We start from the raw sequence: 19,291 nt of genomic DNA on the forward strand, positions 1-19,291 counted from the left end.
GATGGTGGCTATTTCAATACGCTTAACTATAACAAAATTTATTGTTTTTCGCATAGTAACTAAAAGTGATTAACAGGTCCCCTGCTCACCAAGCGCTTACTTTTTATCGCGATTTGCAAATACTGAGTCAACTAAGCCGTACTCTACAGCTTCTGACGCGCTCATGAAATTATCACGATCAGTATCTTTTGAAATCACATCTAACGGCTGACCAGTATGTTCTGCCATTAAGCGATTTAGCTTATCTTTAATAGATAGTATTTCTTTAGCATGTATTTCAAAGTCAGAAGCTTGACCTTGGAAACCACCTAAAGGTTGGTGAATCATTACGCGTGAGTTAGGTAAACAAAAACGTTTACCTTTAGCGCCAGCTGTAAGCAAAAATGCGCCCATGCTTGCTGCTTGTCCTACACAAATGGTGCTTACATCAGGCTTGATGAAGTTCATTGTGTCGTAAATTGCCATACCTGCAGTTACTGAGCCACCCGGTGAATTTATGTATAGAAATATATCTTTATCAGGGTTCTCTGATTCTAAAAACAGCATTTGTGCTAAAATCAGGTTTGCCATGTTGTCTTCAACTTGGCCTGTTAAAAAAATAATACGCTCTTTTAAAAGTCTCGAATAAATATCATACGAGCGCTCACCTTTTGGTGTTTGCTCAACAACCATAGGGACCAATGCATTTAGGGGATCTGTAATACCAGTATTCATACTTATTTAATTCCTTATGCGCTTATACTTATCCTTATTATAAGGAAGCATAGTTATCGTTTTTCGCAAATTAAGAGCCAAAAACTAAAAATGGCCCGGGCACGCTGTTTAAACAGTGTAACACGAGCCATTTAATCGTTAGCGAGAGCTTAAGTCAATGACTTATTAAGCACCTTGCTGCGGATTCATGATGTCATCAAACGCTTTTTCAACGTCAGAAACATTTGCTTTAGCTAAAATAGCTTCAACAGCTTGCTCTTCCATTGCAACATTACGCATTTGTTGCATAAGTTGATCATTTGCTTTGTAGTATTCTACTACTTCAGTTGGATCTTCGTATGCAGAAGCAACTGTAGCGATTAATGCTTCAACTTTAGCATCATCAACTTTGATGTCGTTAGCTTTGATCACTTCACCTAATAAAAGGCCAGTTTTAACACGCGTTACAGCTTGCTCATGGAACAATTCAGCAGGAAGCTCAGGCATGTTTTTAGCGTCGCCACCAAAACGTTGAGCTGCTTGCTGACGTAGTGCGTCAACTTCTTGATCAACAAGTGCTTTTGGCACTTCAATTTCGTTATTTTCTAAAAGACCTTTAATTGCTTGGTCTTTAACGTTAGCTTTAACCGCTTGGTCAAGTTCACGCGTCATGTTCTTTTTAACTTCTTCTTTAAGCGCGTCTACGCCGCCTTCGGTAACACCGAATTTAGTTGCAAACTCTTCGCTTAATTCAGGAAGTTCTTGTGCTTCAACTTTTTTCACTGTGATAGTGAATTGAGCTGCTTTACCTTTAAGGTTTTCAGCATGGTAATCTTCAGGGAATGTTACATCTGCAACAACTTCTTCGCCTGCTTTTTTACCAACGATATTATCTTCAAAACCTGGGATCATACGACCTTGGCCAAGCTCTAATGGGAAGTCATCAGCTTTACCGCCTTCAAATACCTCACCGTCAATAGTACCTACAAAATCAACCGTTACACGATCGTTCTCGCCAGCAGCAGCTTCAACTTCAGCCCACGCAGCATGTTGCTTACGAAGTGTTTCTAGCATATTTGCTAAATCTTCGTCAGTTACTGTTACCGCTGGTTTTTCAACAGCAATTTTGTCTAAACCTTGAACTTCAACTTCAGGGTAAACTTCAAATGTTGCTGAGAATTCTAAATCTTTACCTGCTTCAAGTGATTTAGGAGCGAATGAAGGCGCGCCAGCAGGGTTAATTTTTTCAGCAACGATTGCTTCAATGTAGTTACGTTGCATTACTTCGCCAGCAACTTCTTGACGAACTGCAGCGCCAAAACGCTTGTTAATTACAGATACAGGAACTTTACCAGCACGGAAACCATCTATACGCTGTGTTTTTGACAGTTGTTGTAGGCGTTTTTTTACTTCGGTCTCAACGTTCTCTGCAGGAACGGTGATAGTTATACGGCGCTCAAGGCCTTGGGTCGTCTCAACAGAAACTTGCATGATTTACCTCAATATTCAATTTTGGCGACTGTTCGCCTTCCTTACAAACAAAGTGATCTGCATGAGTCTTGATAAAGTTTAAGCGATTTTTCACACTTAAAAGCATCCGTCGCTACCATGAGATACCATTGTTGCTTTGCCCTTAGGGCACTATGTTAAACAATAGACGCGGCATTATAACCTAATATTTATGATAGTCGAGTATGGGGGGCAATTATTTGGGGTAGATTGGGTACTACAGTACCTAACCGAGTAAAAAACAGGCTATGCAGTGTTTTTAATACTTTAAACGGACTTTAATTGTTGTAATAGAATATTCTATTTTTGAGATTTAACACAGAGGAGTTATTGATGAGAAAATGGTCGGCGATGCAGGATTTGAACCTGCGACCCCTTGGACCCAAACCAAGTGCGCTACCAAACTGCGCTAATCGCCGACATTGAAGGCTAAGCTTCTTTTTCATACAGAACAATTAAACTAAGAGTTTAAAACCACTTTGAGAAAGTGGTCGGCGATGCAGGATTTGAACCTGCGACCCCTTGGACCCAAACCAAGTGCGCTACCAAACTGCGCTAATCGCCGTTATTCTGTGTAAATGGGGTGACTGATGGGGCTCGAACCCACGACAACCGGAATCACAATCCGGGGCTCTACCAACTGAGCTACAATCACCGCTATATTTACGTGTTTTCAAATGGCGCACCCAGAAGGATTCGAACCTTCGACCGACGCCTTAGAAGGGCGTTGCTCTATCCAGCTGAGCTATGGGCGCATCGAAAACTTCATAGTTTACCAATAAGCTATTCGATTATAATTAAATTATAAAAAAATGGTCGGCGATGCAGGATTTGAACCTGCGACCCCTTGGACCCAAACCAAGTGCGCTACCAAACTGCGCTAATCGCCGTTACTTACTATTATCTACAAGTGACCTCGTTGACAACGGGGTGCATAATAGTGATTTGACGGGGTTAGGTCAAACGTTTTTTTAAGAAAACAAATCAAGTGGTCATTTTTAGCCCACAATGGCTAAATATTATAATAGAAGACTGAAATTTAAACTATTTAATTACTCTAGTACTATATAGATGAAAAGCAACTTGGCGCTGCAATGCTTTTCTGCGAAAATAGCGCAGGTAATATAAAATGAAAAAATAAAGTTATTATTATCTTTATAAGCGTATATCCCCTTTTTATTATGCGTTCATTTTTAAAGTATCGGTATCTAGTTAATTAACCCCAATTAAAGGTCACCCATGACGGCAAACATCATTGATGGTAAAGCAATCGCAAAACAAGTACGTAGTACAGTTGCACAACGCGTAAGTGAACGCGTTTCTAAAGGATTACGCGCCCCCGGACTTGCAGTAGTACTTGTAGGACTTGATCCAGCAAGCCAAGTTTATGTTGGTTCAAAGCGTAAAGCCTGTGAAGAAGTTGGTTTTATTTCAAAATCATTTGATTTACCTGCAGACACAAAAGAAGATGCTCTTTTAAGTTTAATTGATGAGCTAAATAATGATGCAGAAGTCGATGGCATTTTAGTGCAGTTACCTCTACCTGACGGGCTCGATGCAGAGAAAATTTTAGAACGTATTACACCACATAAAGATGTTGATGGTTTTCACCCTTACAATATAGGCCGTTTAGCACAGCGTATGCCTGCTCTTCGTCCTTGCACACCAAAGGGTATTATTACTTTACTAGATTCTACCGGCGTACGTTATAAAGGTATGCATGCGGTCGTGGTTGGCGCATCCAATATTGTAGGGCGACCTATGTCGCTCGAATTATTACTAGCAGGTTGTACAACAACGGTATGTCATAAATTTACACAAGATTTAGAAACACATGTTCGCCGTGCTGACTTGCTTGTAGTGGCTGTAGGTAAGCCTGAGTTTATCCCTGGAGATTGGATAAAAGAAGGTGCCATTGTTATTGATGTTGGCATTAACCGTTTGGATACAGGTAAATTAGTAGGCGACGTTGAATACAGCATTGCAGAGCAAAAAGCTCACTTTATTACCCCTGTACCTGGCGGGGTTGGCCCAATGACTGTTGCGAGCCTAATTGAAAATACACTAGAGGCATGTGAAAAATATCACAGCTAGGCTTATATAAATAAAAAGGGTTGCCAATTGGCAACCCTTTTTATTTTAAAGCTATTGTTTAAAACACTTACGCTTTACGCCAGGTTGTTTTACCGGCTGAATCTTCAAGTATTACACCTAATGCATTAAGCGCATCGCGTGCTTCGTCGGCTGCAGCCCAATTTTTACTGGCGCGAGCATCGTTACGTTTTACAATTAACGCTTCTATTGTTGCAACTTCATCGTCGCCCTGCCCACCTTGTAAAAACGCTTCTGGCGCTTGTTGTGCGACGCCTAGCACTTCGCCTAGGGTACGTAATATAAACGCGAGTTGACCTGCATATGTGATATCGCTTTCTTTTACGCGATTTAACTCTTTTGCCAGCTCAAACATAACAGGTAAAGCCTCTGGAGTATTAAAATCATCGTCCATCGCTTTTCTGAATTTGGCAACAAACTCATTACCCTCAAGCTCACACTCGATTGGTTTAACGTCACGCAAAGCGGTATAAATACGTTCAAGTGATGAACGAGCCTGGTCTAAGTTCTCTTGCGAGTAATTAAGTTGGCTTCGATAATGTCCTGATATTAAAAAGTAACGAACCGACTCAGGATCATACTCTTTTAACACATCGCGAACAGTGAAAAAATTATCTAGCGACTTAGACATTTTTTCTTTATTTACTTGTACCATACCCGTATGGATCCACGTATTTACATACTTACCATTGTTGGCACAGCATGACTGCGCAATTTCATTTTCATGATGCGGAAACTGTAAATCAGAGCCCCCACCATGAATATCAAAATGTTCACCTAAATGTTTAGAGCTCATTGCCGAACATTCAATATGCCAACCCGGGCGTCCTTCTCCCCATGGCGATGACCATGATGGTTCACCAGCTTTCGCTTTCTTCCATAAAACAAAGTCAAGAGGGTCGTCTTTATCTTGAGCTACTTCAACGCGTGAACCCGATTGCAGCATACTTAAATCTTGTTGAGAAAGCGCACCGTATTGCTCAAACGTTGATACATCAAATAACACGTCCCCGTCGGCTGCAACATAAGCATGTCCTTTTGCTATTAAGCGCTCAACCATTTCAATAATTTCATCCATGTGCCCTGTTACTGTTGGTTCTACATCAGGACGCAGCATGTTTAGGCTGTCAAAATCTTCATGCATGGCTTTAGTCATGCGAAGTGTTAAATCATTTATTGACTCGCCATTTTCATTTGCACGTTTAATAATTTTATCGTCTACGTCGGTAATATTACGCACGTACTTTAAATTGTAACCAATATGACGAAGGTAACGAACAATGACGTCAAACCCAACAAATGTGCGCGCATGACCAATATGACAGTAATCGTAAATGGTGATACCACACACGTACATGTCGATTTTACCATCGACCATGGGTTTAAATTGTTCTTTTTGTCGTGTCAGTGTGTTGTATATTTGTACCATTTAGTTGGTGTCCTTCACTATTATCAAGAAAATGTATGTTACCACTTGAAAAGCATGGGCTCTAGCGCTTTGTTAATCTTAGCTAACTAAGATAAAATAGTGCGACTATTTAAACCAGATATAGGAAACCACATGGTTGTTCTACACACAAATTTTGGTGACATCACCATTAAAATGTTTGACCAAGAAGCTCCAAACACAGTAAAAAACTTTTTAAAGTATGCAAACGCAGGTTTTTACAACGGTACTATTTTTCACCGTGTAATCGATGGCTTTATGGTTCAAGGCGGTGGTTTTGTTTCAGGTATGGAACAAAAAGACGTTAACGATCCAATTCAAAACGAAGCTAACAACGGCCTATCTAACAAAGTAGGTACTTTAGCAATGGCACGTACGCCAGATCCACATTCTGCTACAGCACAGTTTTTTATTAATGTTAACAACAACGATTTCTTAAACCACAGCAGCGAAACATCTCAAGGCTGGGGTTACTGTGTGTTTGCTGAAGTAGTTGAAGGCATGGACATTGTAGAAAAAATTAAAGGTGTAGCTACAGGGAGTAACGGATTTCACCAAGACGTGCCTCTTGAAGACGTGATCATCGAAAACGTTACTGTTAGCTAATAGTACGTTTACCGACGTAATATTGGAGAATCAGCGGGTGTTTATGCAAAATGCATACGCCCGCTTTATTTTTATCAAAAAGACACCCCTATGACTCAAAAAACGTATTTTATTGCTGATTTACATTTAACTGAAAACAGACCTGATATTAGCGCTGCTTTTTTTAAATTTTTAGAATCTAACATTTTAAATCAGAACGTTGATGCGCTTTATATTTTAGGTGATTTTTTTGAAGTGTGGGTAGGTGATGACTACGTCACTGAACTAGCGCGTAATGTAGCTACACAGCTTAAAGCGGTAAGTGATTCAGGCATTCCAGTCTACTTTATTCATGGTAACCGCGACTTTATTCTTCGTGAACAGTATGCAGAGTTAGCAGGTATAACATTGTTAGACGAACAAACCGTTATAGATCTTTACGGTACACCTACTGTTATTTTACATGGTGATGAAATGTGCACCCAAGATGTAGAATATCAAAAATTTCGTAAAAAAAGCCGCGGTTGGTGGTGGCCAAAATTAATGCTAGCGATGCCGCTATGGTATAGAAAAAAAATAGCACGCAACGCACGAGAAAAAAGTAAACTGAGCCAAGCCGATAAACCCATAGAAATATTAGACGTGGTAGATAACGCCGTACTTGAAACCTTTGACAAGCATAATGTAAAAAATATGATTCATGGCCATACACACCGACCTAAAGTGCATACGTATTCTTTAAATGGTCAAACGCTTACACGCACTGTTTTAGGTGACTGGTACGAACAAGGCTCTTACCTCGTCGTAACACCTAATGGACAACAGCTAGTTCATACCCCTTTTATGTAAACTAAAACAGCATAATTTTTTTGAATTTTAAAATATAAACATTTATCGCTTCATAGGTAATAAACCATTTTTTGTTATTTATCCGGTAATGTAATCGTGAATCGCGTTTTATATTTTTCACCTCGCTGTGGATCCGAGTCTAAATTCAGCTGCCCTTTCAGTATTTGAGTTACCCATTGAGAGACCATATAAAGCCCAAGCCCTATATTCCCTTTACCGCGCGCTGACGTATGAAAAGGTTCAAAAATAACAGTTTGCTGCTGCTTATCAATCCCGCAACCTGTATCAGATACAGAAATATTCACGTCACCTTTTTGACTTTTATAAACCCTAATCTCAATCTCACCAGACTGATTTTCTTCAAATGCATGGTTAAGCGCATTCATTATTAAATTTTCAACTACTTGCGAAATAATGCCTGGTCGGCTTTTTAGTGTGTAATCATCATCAAACCGAGTAATAATTTTAATTTTAGATGTTTTTAATCGTGAATTCAGGGCTATCAACAACTCTTTTATTATTGCCTCAATATTACACTCAATAAACTCTTCATTATTTCTATCAATAGCCATTTTTTTAAAGCTTTTAACGAGCACGGCGGCTTTATCGAGGTTGACCTTCGCTAATCCTAAATTATCATCTAAACTTAAAACACTACTTTCAAGCAAAGACTTTGTTAACCCAGTTTTAATGCCTTCATTCAGGCGACTCATTACAGACTCGGCATTCGTCACCGAAATAATAGCGCCTCCAATGGGTGTATTCATCTCATGTGCTACGCCTGCTACAAGCATTCCTAGTGAAGATAGCTTTTGCGCTTCAACAAAACTGTCTTGTAAAAGTTGCTGCTGCCTAATGGTGTTAGACAACTCATTATTTACCGAGTCTAACTCCAATTTTTCGGCACGTAACTCATCAAATAACTTTCTCAGCACTTTTGCGTAGCAATGTTCTCTATACAAAATAAAGCCACCAATAACCAAAAGTACAAAAGCACTCAACCCAGCGTAGCTCAGTGCTGTTAGTTGAATTTTAGTTAATAGGGTATTTTTACTTTTTATATAAATATAAATAACCTCATTGAGTGTTTCGTTGTGCTTTTTTGAAAAAATAGTCGGGAGTGTATCTATGGTATAAACACTTTCGTCATAATACCTTTGTGCAATTTCTTTATGCTTCAGCATTAACTCCCAAAGCTGCGGGTTGCTATTACCCAGTGTTAGTTCAGGCCTTGAGAGCATAAACCCCCATTGTTTAGACTCATCATTGTTAAAAAGCCAAAACCCCTCTTTGTTTACAATATTTACCTGATTATTGTCAGAGGAGTAACTTCTAATTCGCTGAAAAAACGCGGATAAATCAAAGTTAATTATGATTAGTCCATCTACAATATAATCACTTGAGCTAGTGCGATAGGTTACTCGCATGGTGGGCACGTAGGGTTCAACAATTGAACCATGCTCCATGTTTAAATCAATTTTTGATAAAAAGGAATCAGGTGCTTCAATGGCTATTCCTTGCCTAAAGTAATAACGTGACATTTTATTTTGCAGTTCTTTTTGCTTAACAACTTTTGCCTCACCGTTTTTAAAGTCAACTCTAAAACGTTCGTTCCCGGTAATATCAATCCAGCGAATTTGCGAAATAATAGGCGATAATAACCCAAAGTTAACGAAGTAATCATTTATGCTTCGTATGGATTTTCGGTCTCTGAACATATATCTGAGTTTATTACCCCTTTTTAGGTTTTTGTTGTCTGCTAAAACTTGCGTTAATTTTTTTATACTGCTTAATTCTTTTACAAACTCCGTTTGCACTAAAGATAACTTATCATCGTGGTTATCTTGAACCACTGCTAACCTAGCTTGGTAAACTTGCCAATAAACCAAAACAGCAATTGCGCTAGCGGCAAACACAATAAAGAATGCTTTTATATAAATATGCTTGTTATTTAAACTTGGTGAGGTTTTATGATCAAACTTTTCCATATTGCTTTAACCATGTTGTTAAATCGTCAAAAAACAGTGGTTTTGAAAAGTAGTACCCTTGTGCAACATCACAACCTATTTTTTTAACCCAATCACATTGCTCTGACGTTTCAACACCTTCAACAATAATAGAAAACTCAAATCGTTTGGCTAAATTAACAATCATTTCAAAAATATATTGGTTATTATCATTACCATCAATATTATTTAAAAAACACTTGTCTATTTTAAGAGTATTTGCAGGTATTTCTGTAATGTGAGAAATAGAAGAATAACCCGTTCCAAAGTCATCAATACTTACTTTTATACCCAGCGCCATAAACTGATCTAACGATCCTCTAATTAAATCGTAATTACTGATTGCCTGTGTTTCTGTAATTTCGAGTTCAAGCATTTCAGGAGGGATATTCGCTTTATCTAATTTATGAAGAATGCTTTTACAATAATCAGAGTCTACCAAATCAAAAGCCGATGCATTAAAGGCAACAGGTAAATTTACGCCTAACTCACTGAGCTTATGAATAGTTTCTATTATTTTATCAAAAATAACGCTGTCTAATTCACTAATTAATCCCGCTGTTTCAGCAAGTTCAATAAATATGTCTGGGTTTACAAAACTGCCGTCATCCACCTGCCAACGTGCTAGCGCTTCAAATCCCACAGGGGTTAAGTTTACTAAGTCCATTTTAGGCTGTAAGGCTACTTGCAAAGAGCCTGCCCCAATCACTCTTCGTAATCGAGCCATTAAACTGTAACGGTTGGTAAGTGCCTCTGTTTTTTCTTGGGTATGCTTAATATATTTTAAAGAAGCGCTTTGGCTATCGTTTAAGCTGGATTCAGCAATGCTTATTATTTTTTCAGGTATAATGTTTAAAACAGTACTTAGCGCTAAATCGAGAATTCTCAAATCAGCATATTGTTTTACGGAGGTAATTACACACTTTTGCCTAATAAGGCTAGCTATCATTTCGTCGGTAATATCAAAATTAGCGTTTACTAGCAATCCAAAGCTACTGTTGTTAATAATGGCTATGCGCGCTGAGTAACCATCAAAAATAGTAATTAGATTATTGTAAACCTCTTTTAAGAGTTTTTGACAGAAGTCGTGACCAAACGTAAAGGCTTTTTCTTCAAATTGTTCGACTTCAAAAACAAGTAAACGTGTTTGATACTGCTCGTGAAGGTTCATATTTTTTATTTCACGCGTAAGCCAGTTTCGGTTATGCATGTTTAACGATACATCTGTATACGCAAGCTCTGTAAGTTTATTAAGCAAGGCAATATTACTAAAGCCCGTACTTACATTTTCGCTAAAAACTTTTAATAAATACTCGTTTTGTTCAGATATTTCATTATCTGACTGAACAATAGTTATGTAACTTTCGCCTGCTATTTCTTTGTTACAAAAATAAAATACAGTGTGGTGTTCAGAAAAAATATGCCTTTTTTCATCTAAAGCACGTTCAAAATCACTATAAATTTGTGGAAGCAAAATTTTCTCGTCAACAAGCCTCCCTTCAAATCCATCAAAACATCCGTTAGCAGTAGAGATATGCGCTTTAATAATCTCGCCATTAGTTTGAGTGGAACACATAATACCCCCACCCTCAGTTACGTTTAAAATATTACTTATTTCTTCTAAAACAGCCTTAGAAAAAGACCGCATATCGTGTTTGCTGTTTATACTTCTTGAGGCATCTAATACTAATTGAAGGCCTTTTCTGGCTGAGGCAATTTGTGTGATGTATTTCCAAGTGCGAAGGTTACTGGTCACAATTGACTGCAATTTTTCAGCCGAAACGTCCGATTTATTCCAGTATTCGTCTATATCTAGCGACTTCATTATTTGCTGTTCGGGTGCAAATCCAGGTTGACCGGTCAACAAAACAATACGCATGTCTGCGTTACCAATCACTTCCCTTATGGTACTCACAAGCCTAAGACCTGAGTCGTCATCCTCCATAACAACATCTATAAAGGTAAGTGCTATATCTGGATGCAAGCTCAACACTAATGCAGCCTGAGAGACTGAATTCGCCGTGAGTATTTCTATTTCACAGTTATCCTCTGGCGTCATTTCTTTTAAACTATTAGTTAAAGCATGCTGATAATTAAGATCGTCTTCAACGGTAAGCACTTTGATTTTTTTTACTATATTTGAACCATCTATTTCCAGCTCTTCATCAAATACAAACAAACTATTGCTGTCGGACATCCTTCACCGCCTATATAAAAAAACATCTGATAAATTAATAAATATAGTTAATATTTTTGTATGTACCAAAGTACTTTATATATAGTAGAAGCTGGTTTGAAATTCGTCTAATTTTAAGCCTCATGACTGTATAACTACAGCCATGAAAGTAGTGTGACAAGGAGGGTTATGCAGGGGTACCACTGTGAAATTTAAAGTCTTCATCTGCTGATAAAATTAATTGAGCTTCAATTTCACCAAATTCTTTTACTCGTTCTGTAATATCAAAGTCAGCAATTTCTTGGGCTAAGGCTAAATAATCTTGGTAGTGACGCGCCTCAGAACGCAGTAATGAAATATAAAAGTCACCTAAACGTTTATCTACATGCGGTGCTAATTTTGCAAATCGCTCACATGAGCGAGCCTCAATATAAGCCCCAACAATTAATTTATCAACGAGTGCATTAGGCTCAAATGTTTTTACATTACGTAACATCCCTTTTGCGTAACGACATGGCGTTATACTTTGATACTCAACCCCATACTCGTCCATTATCTCTAACACTTGATAAAAATGATGTAGCTCTTCTTTTATTAACAACACCATTTTATCTATTAAGTCTTGTCCATAAGGCGAGTTAGACTTAGGAATGATTGATTTTGTAAGCCTATTTTTTGCTGCTAAATCACGCCAATTACCTTCACGTTTATAAATAAGTGTTTCAAATGGCTTCAACCAAGCCAAAAGTTCATCACCGCTTTCTTTATCTACTGCATATTTACGAATTAAAAACATCGCTGACTGAGCGGCTTTTAATTCACAAATTAAGTGATCTATCAAAATAACTGACAAATTTTCTTTTTCAACTGCCTTATCTACCCACTCAGTTGGTGTTTTACACAATAAAAAGTTATGAATAGGCTCTAAAAGCTGGCTATATGGCACGGTTAATACTCATTGCTAATAAATTTACAGAGCAAATATTTTAACACGAATTAATAGGTTGATTAAATCAAACCTTCTTTCATTTATTTGTTAAAAATTAGTTAACTTGACTTTGTAAACTATGTAGCTCATAACTGTAGATGAACTGTATAAAAAACACACTACAACAAAAACAGTAATATCTTCCTACACGGAGTGCACACTATGATATTAAACCACCTATGGGGCTTATATGCTCATCCACTCGAAGAGTGGCAAACAATTGATAACCGACACGAAAGTTTAACCTATAGCTTGTCACATATTTTACTCATCGCATTATTCCCGTCAGTAATGGGTTATTACTCATCCGTTTACTTGGGCTGGAGCATTGGTACTGGAGAACTCGTATTTTTAACCCACGACAGTGCCTTACTGATTGCAATAGCCATGTATGTTGCACTTATCATCGGTGTATTTGCACTTGCATACCTAGCACATTGGATGGCGGTTACTTTTGGCTCGAAACCAACCTTTACTCAAACTCTTGAACTAGCTGCTTACACGGCAACACCTGTGTTTATGTCTGCGCTTGCTGCTTTTTGGCCGGTACTTTGGTTCGTTGTGTGTGCTGGTATTGTTGCGCTCGCGTATTCAGTATATTTACTTTATACAGGCGTGCCCATACTCATGCATATACCCCAAGAACGCGGATTTATTTATGCAAGCTCAGTAGTGACTTGTGGGCTTATATTGTTGGTTATTATTTTAGCCGCTACTGCAATTCTTTGGACTAACGGCATTGTGAGCCCTATGTTTACATAATGTGCTTTAAGCAAGCCAATTAAGCTATGTTCAACCAATAAAAAAGGAGCTAACAAGCTCCTTTTTTATAATTAAGATAAGCGGCCTGTTTACACTAAGTATTAATCGGTCTCGTTTTCTTCTTGGTTATGTATTTCTAAACCCGATGACATGGCACTTTCGCGTGTACTTTTAGCGGTATCATTTCTCAGTTTATCAATTCGGTTTAGGTAGTTTTGATCTATGTCGCCGGTGATATATTGCCCATCAAATACCGACGTTTCGAATTGTGTTATTTCAGGGTTTTCCTGTCTTACAGCAGCCATTAGATCTTTTAATGATTGAAAAATTAATCCGTCAGAACCAATACTTGCGTTTATATCTTCAACTTCACGGCCATGAGCAATAAGCTCAGCCGCAGATGGCATATCTATCCCATAAACATTTGGAAAGCGTATTTCAGGAGCTGCTGATGCAAAGTAAACATTTTTAGCACCCGACTCACGTGCCATTTCGACAATTTGCGCTGATGTAGTACCGCGCACTATTGAATCATCTACAAGTAATACATTTTTACCTTTAAATTCACGATCAATTGCGTTTAGTTTTTGTCGTACTGACTTTTTACGCATTTCTTGACCAGGCATTATAAACGTACGGCCAATGTAACGGTTTTTAACAAAGCCTTGGCGATACGGTAAATCAAGTACGCGAGCAATTTCAAGCGCGACATCACACGAAGTTTCTGGAATAGGAATAACCACATCAATGTCTTTATCTGCCCACTCACGTGCTATTTTTTCACCAAGCTTAGTACCCATGTTTACGCGTGTTGCATACACTGACATTCTGTCTATTGTTGAGTCAGGGCGTGCAAAATAAACAAATTCAAAAATACAAGGCGAGTAAGACACTTTATCAGCACAGTTTAACGAGTGAAATTGTCCATCTTCAGTTACAAAAATGGCTTCGCCTGGGGCTACATCACGAATAAACTCAAAACCATCTGGTTTTAGTGCCACACTTTCTGAAGCAAACATGTATTCGGTGCCTTTTTCAGTTTCGCGCTTACCAAAAACAAGTGGGCGAATACCGTTAGGATCACGAAACGCTACAACGCCATGGCCTATAATCATAGCAATCGCTGCATAACCACCCGTTACTTTTTTGTTCACCTCTGCAACAGCTGTAAATACATCTTCAGGGTCTAAATGCAATTTATCAGAGCGACTAAGCTCATGCGCCATAATATTCAACAATATCTCAGAGTCAGACGTAGTATTAACATGTCGTCGTGCTTCTGAAAATAACTGTTCTTTTAATTCTTCAGCATTTGTAAGGTTTCCGTTATGCGCAAGGGCGATACCAAATGGTGAATTTACATAAAAAGGCTGCGCCTCAGATGAGCTAGAAGAGCCTGCTGTTGGATAACGTACATGACCAATACCAATGGTACCTTGAAGACGCTTCATGTGACGTGTGTGAAATACATCTTTCACTAAGCCGTTTGCTTTACGTAAGCTAAACGTATTATTTTCAATGGTAATTATACCCGCGGCGTCTTGCCCACGATGCTGCAAAACAGTTAAGCCATCATATATCGCCTGATTCACAGGAGACGTTCCGACTATTCCAACGATACCACACATGTAATTTATCCTCGCCGATTAACGGTTTACTGAATTTAAAAAGCTGGAGTTGTTTTCAAGGTATGAAAAAAACCATTCAACAACAAAGCCAAATTCTGGAATCAAAATAGAATTACCCCACCAGTGCGTGTTGGGTGCACCAGTAAAAGCATCAAGAAAGAAGAGTAACGCGCTCACGACCAACACGCCTCGTAGAGCACCAAACACTATGCCAAAGACACGGTCAGTACCCGATAAGCCAGTACGAAGTACAAGCTGACCTAAAATATAGTTTAGTAAACCACCTAACAGGAGCGTCGCAAAGAAGAGTATGGCAATGGCCGCCGCATTTCTTAAAAGGGGTTCAGAAATACTTGTTAGGAAGGAAGCTAAATATTGGTAAAATAAACTTGAGATGATAAAGGCGCCTGCCCATACCGCTAATGACATGGCTTCTTTTACAAAACCGCGTATTAAACCGATGATGGTAGACAGTGCAATGATGCCTAGAATGGCGTAATCAACCCAGATCATAATAACCAATTAGTCGCTATTTTGGGGCGCATTCTATACCCAAACATCCTAAATATGCAAGTTTAAACGGGAGATAACCGCTGAGGGCATGAAACATTTAATTAACATTGCTGCTGGTAATAAAGTGGCTCAAGGAATTGTGTTATATCAAATGAAAAGGCCTTGTTATTTAAGGCCTTTTTATTTAGTTAGTCACTTCGTATTGGGTTATTTTACCATTGAGCTTAGTGAGCTTTTTAAGCTCTGGTAATTGTTTTTCCAACTCCGTTTTATCAAGTGACGGGCCAACAAACACTTTTGTTAGCGTTCCGTTAGGTGTTTTTACAGGTTTAGTAAACGTATTAAAGCCTTTTGAAGTTAACTTTGCCTGTAATGCTTTTACATTTGCAGCATGAGAAAAACTGCCTAACTGCACTACGTAAGCCATATCAGTTAGGTTTTCATCACTTTTACGCGGTGCGATAGGCTTTGGTGCCACTTTAACCACTTGTTCGGAAACTTCAGTCTCTTCTTTCGCTTTAGCAACTTGCGGTTCAACAACTTCAGTTTCTATAGCTGATGGTATGGCTGACGCTTCAACAATTTTCTCTTCGCTGGCATAATCGCTTTGTGCAATCGTATCGTCTTGTTTTAAAATGTCATCATCAGGGGAAATATCTTCAATTTTGTCTTGCTTTAATGGCTCAGCTATCGCTACTTGATCATTAATTGAGTCTTGCAAGTCAATGGTTTTGAACTCAGGTCGTTCTGGGATCGCTTTAAAGCCTTCCTTGTAATGCACTTTTTCGCCATCAAGTATGTTCGGGATAAACACAATCGCTGCGATCACCACTATGCTTGTTCCAACTAAGCGATTAATAAAACTTGAGTTCACCGATATCCTCTCTATTTTTTAAAATAATGAATAGCATCTGCTACTGTAAAAAATGAACCAAATACAATCAAAATAACATTGCTTTGCTGCTTAGGTAAAATAACACTAAGTGCTTGCGCAACGCTGTCAAAGCTTTGTACCTTGTTGTGAGTAGATACGCTTTGTAGGGCTTCTTTTAAATTATTAGCACTATCACCACGAGGGCCGCCTAAGCTTGCAAGGAACCAATCATCAACTAAATGGCTTAGCTCTTTGAGCACCGCGGCTTTATCTTTATCAGCAAGCATAGCGGCTAATGCGTGAACTTTAAAGCCTTTATCTTTGTAACTTAATAACTTATTGGCTAAATAACGTGCTGATTCAGGGTTGTGAGCTACGTCTGTAAATACCAATGGCTCTGCACTTAATTGTTCAAAACGCCCTTCAACCACTAATTTAGCTAAGCAATTGCGTATTACCTCAACACTCGGTAATAAATTTAATACGCTTAACGCTGTTAATGCCGTTGCTACATTCTGAGCAGGTATTGCAGGTTTATTAAGCGTAAGGTTATGTGTTTCAAACTGCCAATTAAACGTTGTGGCATGCTCTTTAAAGCTAAAGTCAGTGCCTGATAATGTCATCTTAGCATTAATTTCATAACCGTAATCTGTCATTGTATGAGGAATATTTAAATCCCCAATAATGGCCGGCGTACCTTCACGGAATATCCCTGCTTTATCGTACGCCACCAGCTCTCGGGTATCGCCAAGGTACTCTTTGTGATCTAAATCGATGGTTGTAATAACGCTTGCGTATGGAGTTACTATGTTTGTAGCATCGAAACGTCCGCCTAAACCAACTTCTAATAATACATAATCTACACTAAAGCGTTTAAAAATAGCGAGCGCACCCAAGGTACCATATTCAAAGTAAGTAAGCTGAGTGTCTTTACGACCTTGCTCTAACTGATGAAATGCATCTACATGAAACTGATCGTCAAGTTCGCTGCCATTAATACGCACGCGTTCGTTATAACGGATTAAATGAGGAGACGCATAAGTACCTACACTAAAGCCTTGTGCCAAAAGCAGCGACTCTAAACAACGGGCAGTAGTGCCTTTGCCATTTGTGCCACCAATTAGAATTATTTTACTAGGGGTATTTAATAAACCGATATTATTGGCAACATCGGCAACTCGCTCTAGCCCCATTGCAATATTGGCTGGGTGAACACTTTCTAAATAAAAAAGCCAATCATCAAGGCTTGATGATTGGCTAGGAATTGTTTTTGTCATAGCGTTAAATCAGAAAAGCTTAAATTTACGCTACTCTATGCTCTTGTTCAGTAGAAGGCAAGTTCATAAACTTAGCTAAAATACGTGCCAAGGTATCACGCATTTCACGGCGGTCTACAATCATGTCTATTGCGCCGTGTTCAAGTAAAAATTCACTACGCTGAAAACCTTCTGGTAATGTTTCACGAACGGTTTGTTCAATTACACGAGGGCCCGCAAATCCGATTAAGGCTTTAGGTTCAGCAACATTAATATCACCTAGCATTGCCAGCGAAGCAGAAACACCACCCATTGTTGGGTCAGTCATCACTGAAATAAACGGAAGGCCTTTTTCAGTCATTTTTGCTAATGCCGCACTGGTTTTAGCCATTTGCATAAGCGACATTAGCGCTTCTTGCATGCGTGCACCACCAGAGGCTGAAAAACAAATAAGCGGCATATTATGCTCTAAACATTGGTCAACAGCATCAACAAACCGTGCGCCTACAACCGATGCCATCGAGCCACCCATAAATGAGAACTCAAACGCCACTGCTGCCACAGGAATACCTTTTAAGCGGCCCTTCATTGCAACTAGTGCATCTTTTTCACCGCTTGTTTTTTGAGCTGCACTAATACGATCTGAATATTTTTTAGAGTCTTTAAATTTAAGAACATCTTTAGGTTCGTGCTCAGTACCTAACTCTTGGCGTTCGCCGTCATCTAAAAAATGCTCAAGACGTTTACGGCCACTTACACGCATGTGATGGTCACATTTAGGACACACGTTTAAAGATTTTTCTAATTCAGCTTTATATAAAATTGAATCACACGATGTACATTTAGCCCATACACCTTCTGGGATTTCTTTACGACCTGATGATTTCGTCGTTTTAGGTAAGATTTTTTCTAACCAACTCATTTGCAACTCTCTTAATACTGTTCTGTGTCGCGAGCCTGATAATTACAATTAACAGACAGATTTTTTCAATTAAAACATGAATCAGACTAACACGGTATAAAAAACTGGTCTTAGTAGTTAGAAGCACTCAAATTAAGCAATTAATAATTCTAACTAAATTTCAACATCAGGCAAGAATAATGGCCCTAAGGGTGTTTTAGGGATATTAAATTGTTCTGGATAATCAACATCAACTAAATAAAGGCCCGCGGCTTTTGCAGTTGCGCTTGCTTTTGCACGTTCTTTCACATCTAAAAGTTCTTTTAACCATATAGGCTGATGCTTGTGTAGGCCAATATCCATTAAACAACCGGTTATGTTTCGTACCATGTGATGTAAAAATGCATTGGCTTTAATGTCAATTACAACGTAATCACCTTGTCGCTGTACCGATAAATGATGAATGGTTCGGGTTGCGGTATTAGCTTGGCAGTGTAAAGCTCTAAACGATGTAAAGTCATGTTCACCAATTAAGTACTGACAAGCCTGTTGCATGGCAACTTCGTCCAATTTGTGATGAAAGTGAGTAACCCCCTCATTCATAACCGCTCCACGGTATGGATAGTTGTAAATAACGTAACGGTACCTTCTAGCAGTTGCACTAAAACGGGCGTGAAAGTCTTCTGTAACAGGCTGGGCAAATCGAATAGCAATATCTTTAGGCAGTAACGTATTCATACCCATAGTAAACGCAACCATTTCACGAGATGCACTAGTTTCAAAGTGAACAACTTGGCCTGTTCCATGAACACCTGCGTCAGTTCGCCCTGCACACACAATTTCAACTGGGTGGTTACAGATACTCGACAATGCCTTTTCTACTTCTTGCTGTACACTATTTACGTGTGATTGACGCTGCCAACCACTATAACGTGCGCCATTATATTCAACCCCAAGTGCTACTCGCATATTTATCGCTTTACCTACTGTAC

The 19,291-nt window shown here is 38.8% G+C and carries 16 protein-coding genes and 5 tRNA genes; 4 read left to right on the forward strand and 17 right to left on the reverse strand.

Annotation, left to right across the window (positions count from 1 at the left end):
* Window positions 1-96 precede the first annotated feature (96 nt).
* From clpP to AC27I2_RS12125, 7 genes are all read right to left on the reverse strand, one after another.
* Window positions 97-714 carry an ATP-dependent Clp endopeptidase proteolytic subunit ClpP gene (clpP, locus tag AC27I2_RS12095; protein WP_008126622.1) on the reverse strand — a complete coding sequence of 206 codons (618 nt, stop codon included), beginning with the start codon at window positions 712-714 and terminating at the stop codon, window positions 97-99.
* Between the two features lie 165 nt (window positions 715-879).
* On the reverse strand, window positions 880-2,184 hold the full coding sequence (gene tig, locus AC27I2_RS12100; RefSeq protein WP_058405731.1) for a trigger factor: 1,305 nt from the start codon (window positions 2,182-2,184) through the stop codon (window positions 880-882).
* A gap of 360 nt (window positions 2,185-2,544) precedes the next feature.
* Window positions 2,545-2,621 (reverse strand) — tRNA-Pro (locus AC27I2_RS12105).
* Between the two features lie 69 nt (window positions 2,622-2,690).
* Window positions 2,691-2,767: transfer RNA gene (locus tag AC27I2_RS12110), tRNA-Pro, on the reverse strand.
* A 14-nt stretch (window positions 2,768-2,781) separates the two neighbouring features.
* Window positions 2,782-2,857: transfer RNA gene (locus tag AC27I2_RS12115), tRNA-His, on the reverse strand.
* A gap of 23 nt (window positions 2,858-2,880) precedes the next feature.
* Window positions 2,881-2,957: transfer RNA gene (locus AC27I2_RS12120), tRNA-Arg, on the reverse strand.
* Window positions 2,958-3,015: 58 nt separating this feature from the next.
* A tRNA-Pro gene (locus AC27I2_RS12125) sits at window positions 3,016-3,092 on the reverse strand.
* A 349-nt stretch (window positions 3,093-3,441) separates the two neighbouring features.
* On the opposite strand from AC27I2_RS12125, the gene folD reads away from it, so the two are divergent.
* Window positions 3,442-4,296: a bifunctional methylenetetrahydrofolate dehydrogenase/methenyltetrahydrofolate cyclohydrolase FolD gene (folD, locus tag AC27I2_RS12130; RefSeq protein WP_219422476.1), complete on the forward strand. Its 855-nt coding sequence runs from the start codon at window positions 3,442-3,444 to the stop codon at window positions 4,294-4,296.
* Between the two features lie 67 nt (window positions 4,297-4,363).
* Here the strand turns inward: folD and cysS are convergent, their stop codons facing one another.
* Window positions 4,364-5,743, reverse strand: a complete 1,380-nt coding sequence (gene cysS, locus AC27I2_RS12135) for a cysteine--tRNA ligase (protein WP_487204414.1) — start codon at window positions 5,741-5,743, stop codon at window positions 4,364-4,366.
* Window positions 5,744-5,875: 132 nt separating this feature from the next.
* Between cysS and AC27I2_RS12140 the strand changes: the two genes are divergently transcribed.
* Both AC27I2_RS12140 and AC27I2_RS12145 read left to right on the forward strand, forming a co-directional pair.
* A complete protein-coding gene (locus AC27I2_RS12140) occupies window positions 5,876-6,367 on the forward strand; it encodes a peptidylprolyl isomerase (protein ID WP_487204415.1) in 492 nt (163 codons plus the stop codon).
* A 90-nt stretch (window positions 6,368-6,457) separates the two neighbouring features.
* On the forward strand, window positions 6,458-7,195 hold the full coding sequence (locus AC27I2_RS12145; protein ID WP_487204416.1) for a UDP-2,3-diacylglucosamine diphosphatase: 738 nt from the start codon (window positions 6,458-6,460) through the stop codon (window positions 7,193-7,195).
* A gap of 74 nt (window positions 7,196-7,269) precedes the next feature.
* Here the strand turns inward: AC27I2_RS12145 and AC27I2_RS12150 are convergent, their stop codons facing one another.
* The 3 genes from AC27I2_RS12150 to miaE form a co-directional block, all read right to left on the reverse strand.
* A complete protein-coding gene (locus AC27I2_RS12150) occupies window positions 7,270-9,183 on the reverse strand; it encodes a sensor histidine kinase (protein ID WP_219422470.1) in 1,914 nt (637 codons plus the stop codon).
* Window positions 9,170-11,398: an EAL domain-containing protein gene (locus AC27I2_RS12155; RefSeq protein ID WP_487204417.1), complete on the reverse strand. Its 2,229-nt coding sequence runs from the start codon at window positions 11,396-11,398 to the stop codon at window positions 9,170-9,172. The genes AC27I2_RS12150 and AC27I2_RS12155 overlap by 14 nt, the downstream gene beginning before the upstream one ends.
* 166 nt (window positions 11,399-11,564) lie before the next feature.
* Complete coding sequence (gene miaE, locus AC27I2_RS12160; RefSeq protein WP_487204418.1) at window positions 11,565-12,323, reverse strand: tRNA isopentenyl-2-thiomethyl-A-37 hydroxylase MiaE; 759 nt, start codon at window positions 12,321-12,323, stop codon at window positions 11,565-11,567.
* Between the two features lie 204 nt (window positions 12,324-12,527).
* Here miaE and AC27I2_RS12165 point away from each other — a divergent pair, with 204 nt between their 5' ends.
* Window positions 12,528-13,127 (forward strand): Yip1 family protein, encoded by a 600-nt coding sequence (locus AC27I2_RS12165; RefSeq protein ID WP_487204419.1) that lies wholly within the window; start codon window positions 12,528-12,530, stop codon window positions 13,125-13,127.
* 101 nt (window positions 13,128-13,228) lie between these two features.
* Here the strand turns inward: AC27I2_RS12165 and purF are convergent, their stop codons facing one another.
* From purF to truA, 6 genes are all read right to left on the reverse strand, one after another.
* Window positions 13,229-14,755 (reverse strand): amidophosphoribosyltransferase, encoded by a 1,527-nt coding sequence (purF, locus tag AC27I2_RS12170; protein WP_058405739.1) that lies wholly within the window; start codon window positions 14,753-14,755, stop codon window positions 13,229-13,231.
* Between the two features lie 18 nt (window positions 14,756-14,773).
* On the reverse strand, window positions 14,774-15,268 hold the full coding sequence (locus AC27I2_RS12175) for a CvpA family protein (protein ID WP_006793890.1): 495 nt from the start codon (window positions 15,266-15,268) through the stop codon (window positions 14,774-14,776).
* Window positions 15,269-15,452: 184 nt separating this feature from the next.
* Window positions 15,453-16,142 carry an SPOR domain-containing protein gene (locus AC27I2_RS12180; RefSeq protein ID WP_058405740.1) on the reverse strand — a complete coding sequence of 230 codons (690 nt, stop codon included), beginning with the start codon at window positions 16,140-16,142 and terminating at the stop codon, window positions 15,453-15,455.
* Window positions 16,143-16,153: 11 nt separating this feature from the next.
* Entirely contained in the window at window positions 16,154-17,419 is a 1,266-nt protein-coding gene (gene folC, locus AC27I2_RS12185; protein WP_487204420.1) for a bifunctional tetrahydrofolate synthase/dihydrofolate synthase, read from the reverse strand.
* Between the two features lie 25 nt (window positions 17,420-17,444).
* Window positions 17,445-18,320 carry an acetyl-CoA carboxylase, carboxyltransferase subunit beta gene (gene accD / locus AC27I2_RS12190; protein WP_219422462.1) on the reverse strand — a complete coding sequence of 292 codons (876 nt, stop codon included), beginning with the start codon at window positions 18,318-18,320 and terminating at the stop codon, window positions 17,445-17,447.
* A gap of 153 nt (window positions 18,321-18,473) precedes the next feature.
* Window positions 18,474-19,268: a tRNA pseudouridine(38-40) synthase TruA gene (gene truA / locus AC27I2_RS12195; protein ID WP_058405743.1), complete on the reverse strand. Its 795-nt coding sequence runs from the start codon at window positions 19,266-19,268 to the stop codon at window positions 18,474-18,476.
* Window positions 19,269-19,291 lie beyond the last annotated feature (23 nt).

The sequence above is a fragment of the Pseudoalteromonas sp. NH0006-46 genome (genome assembly GCF_057547735.1).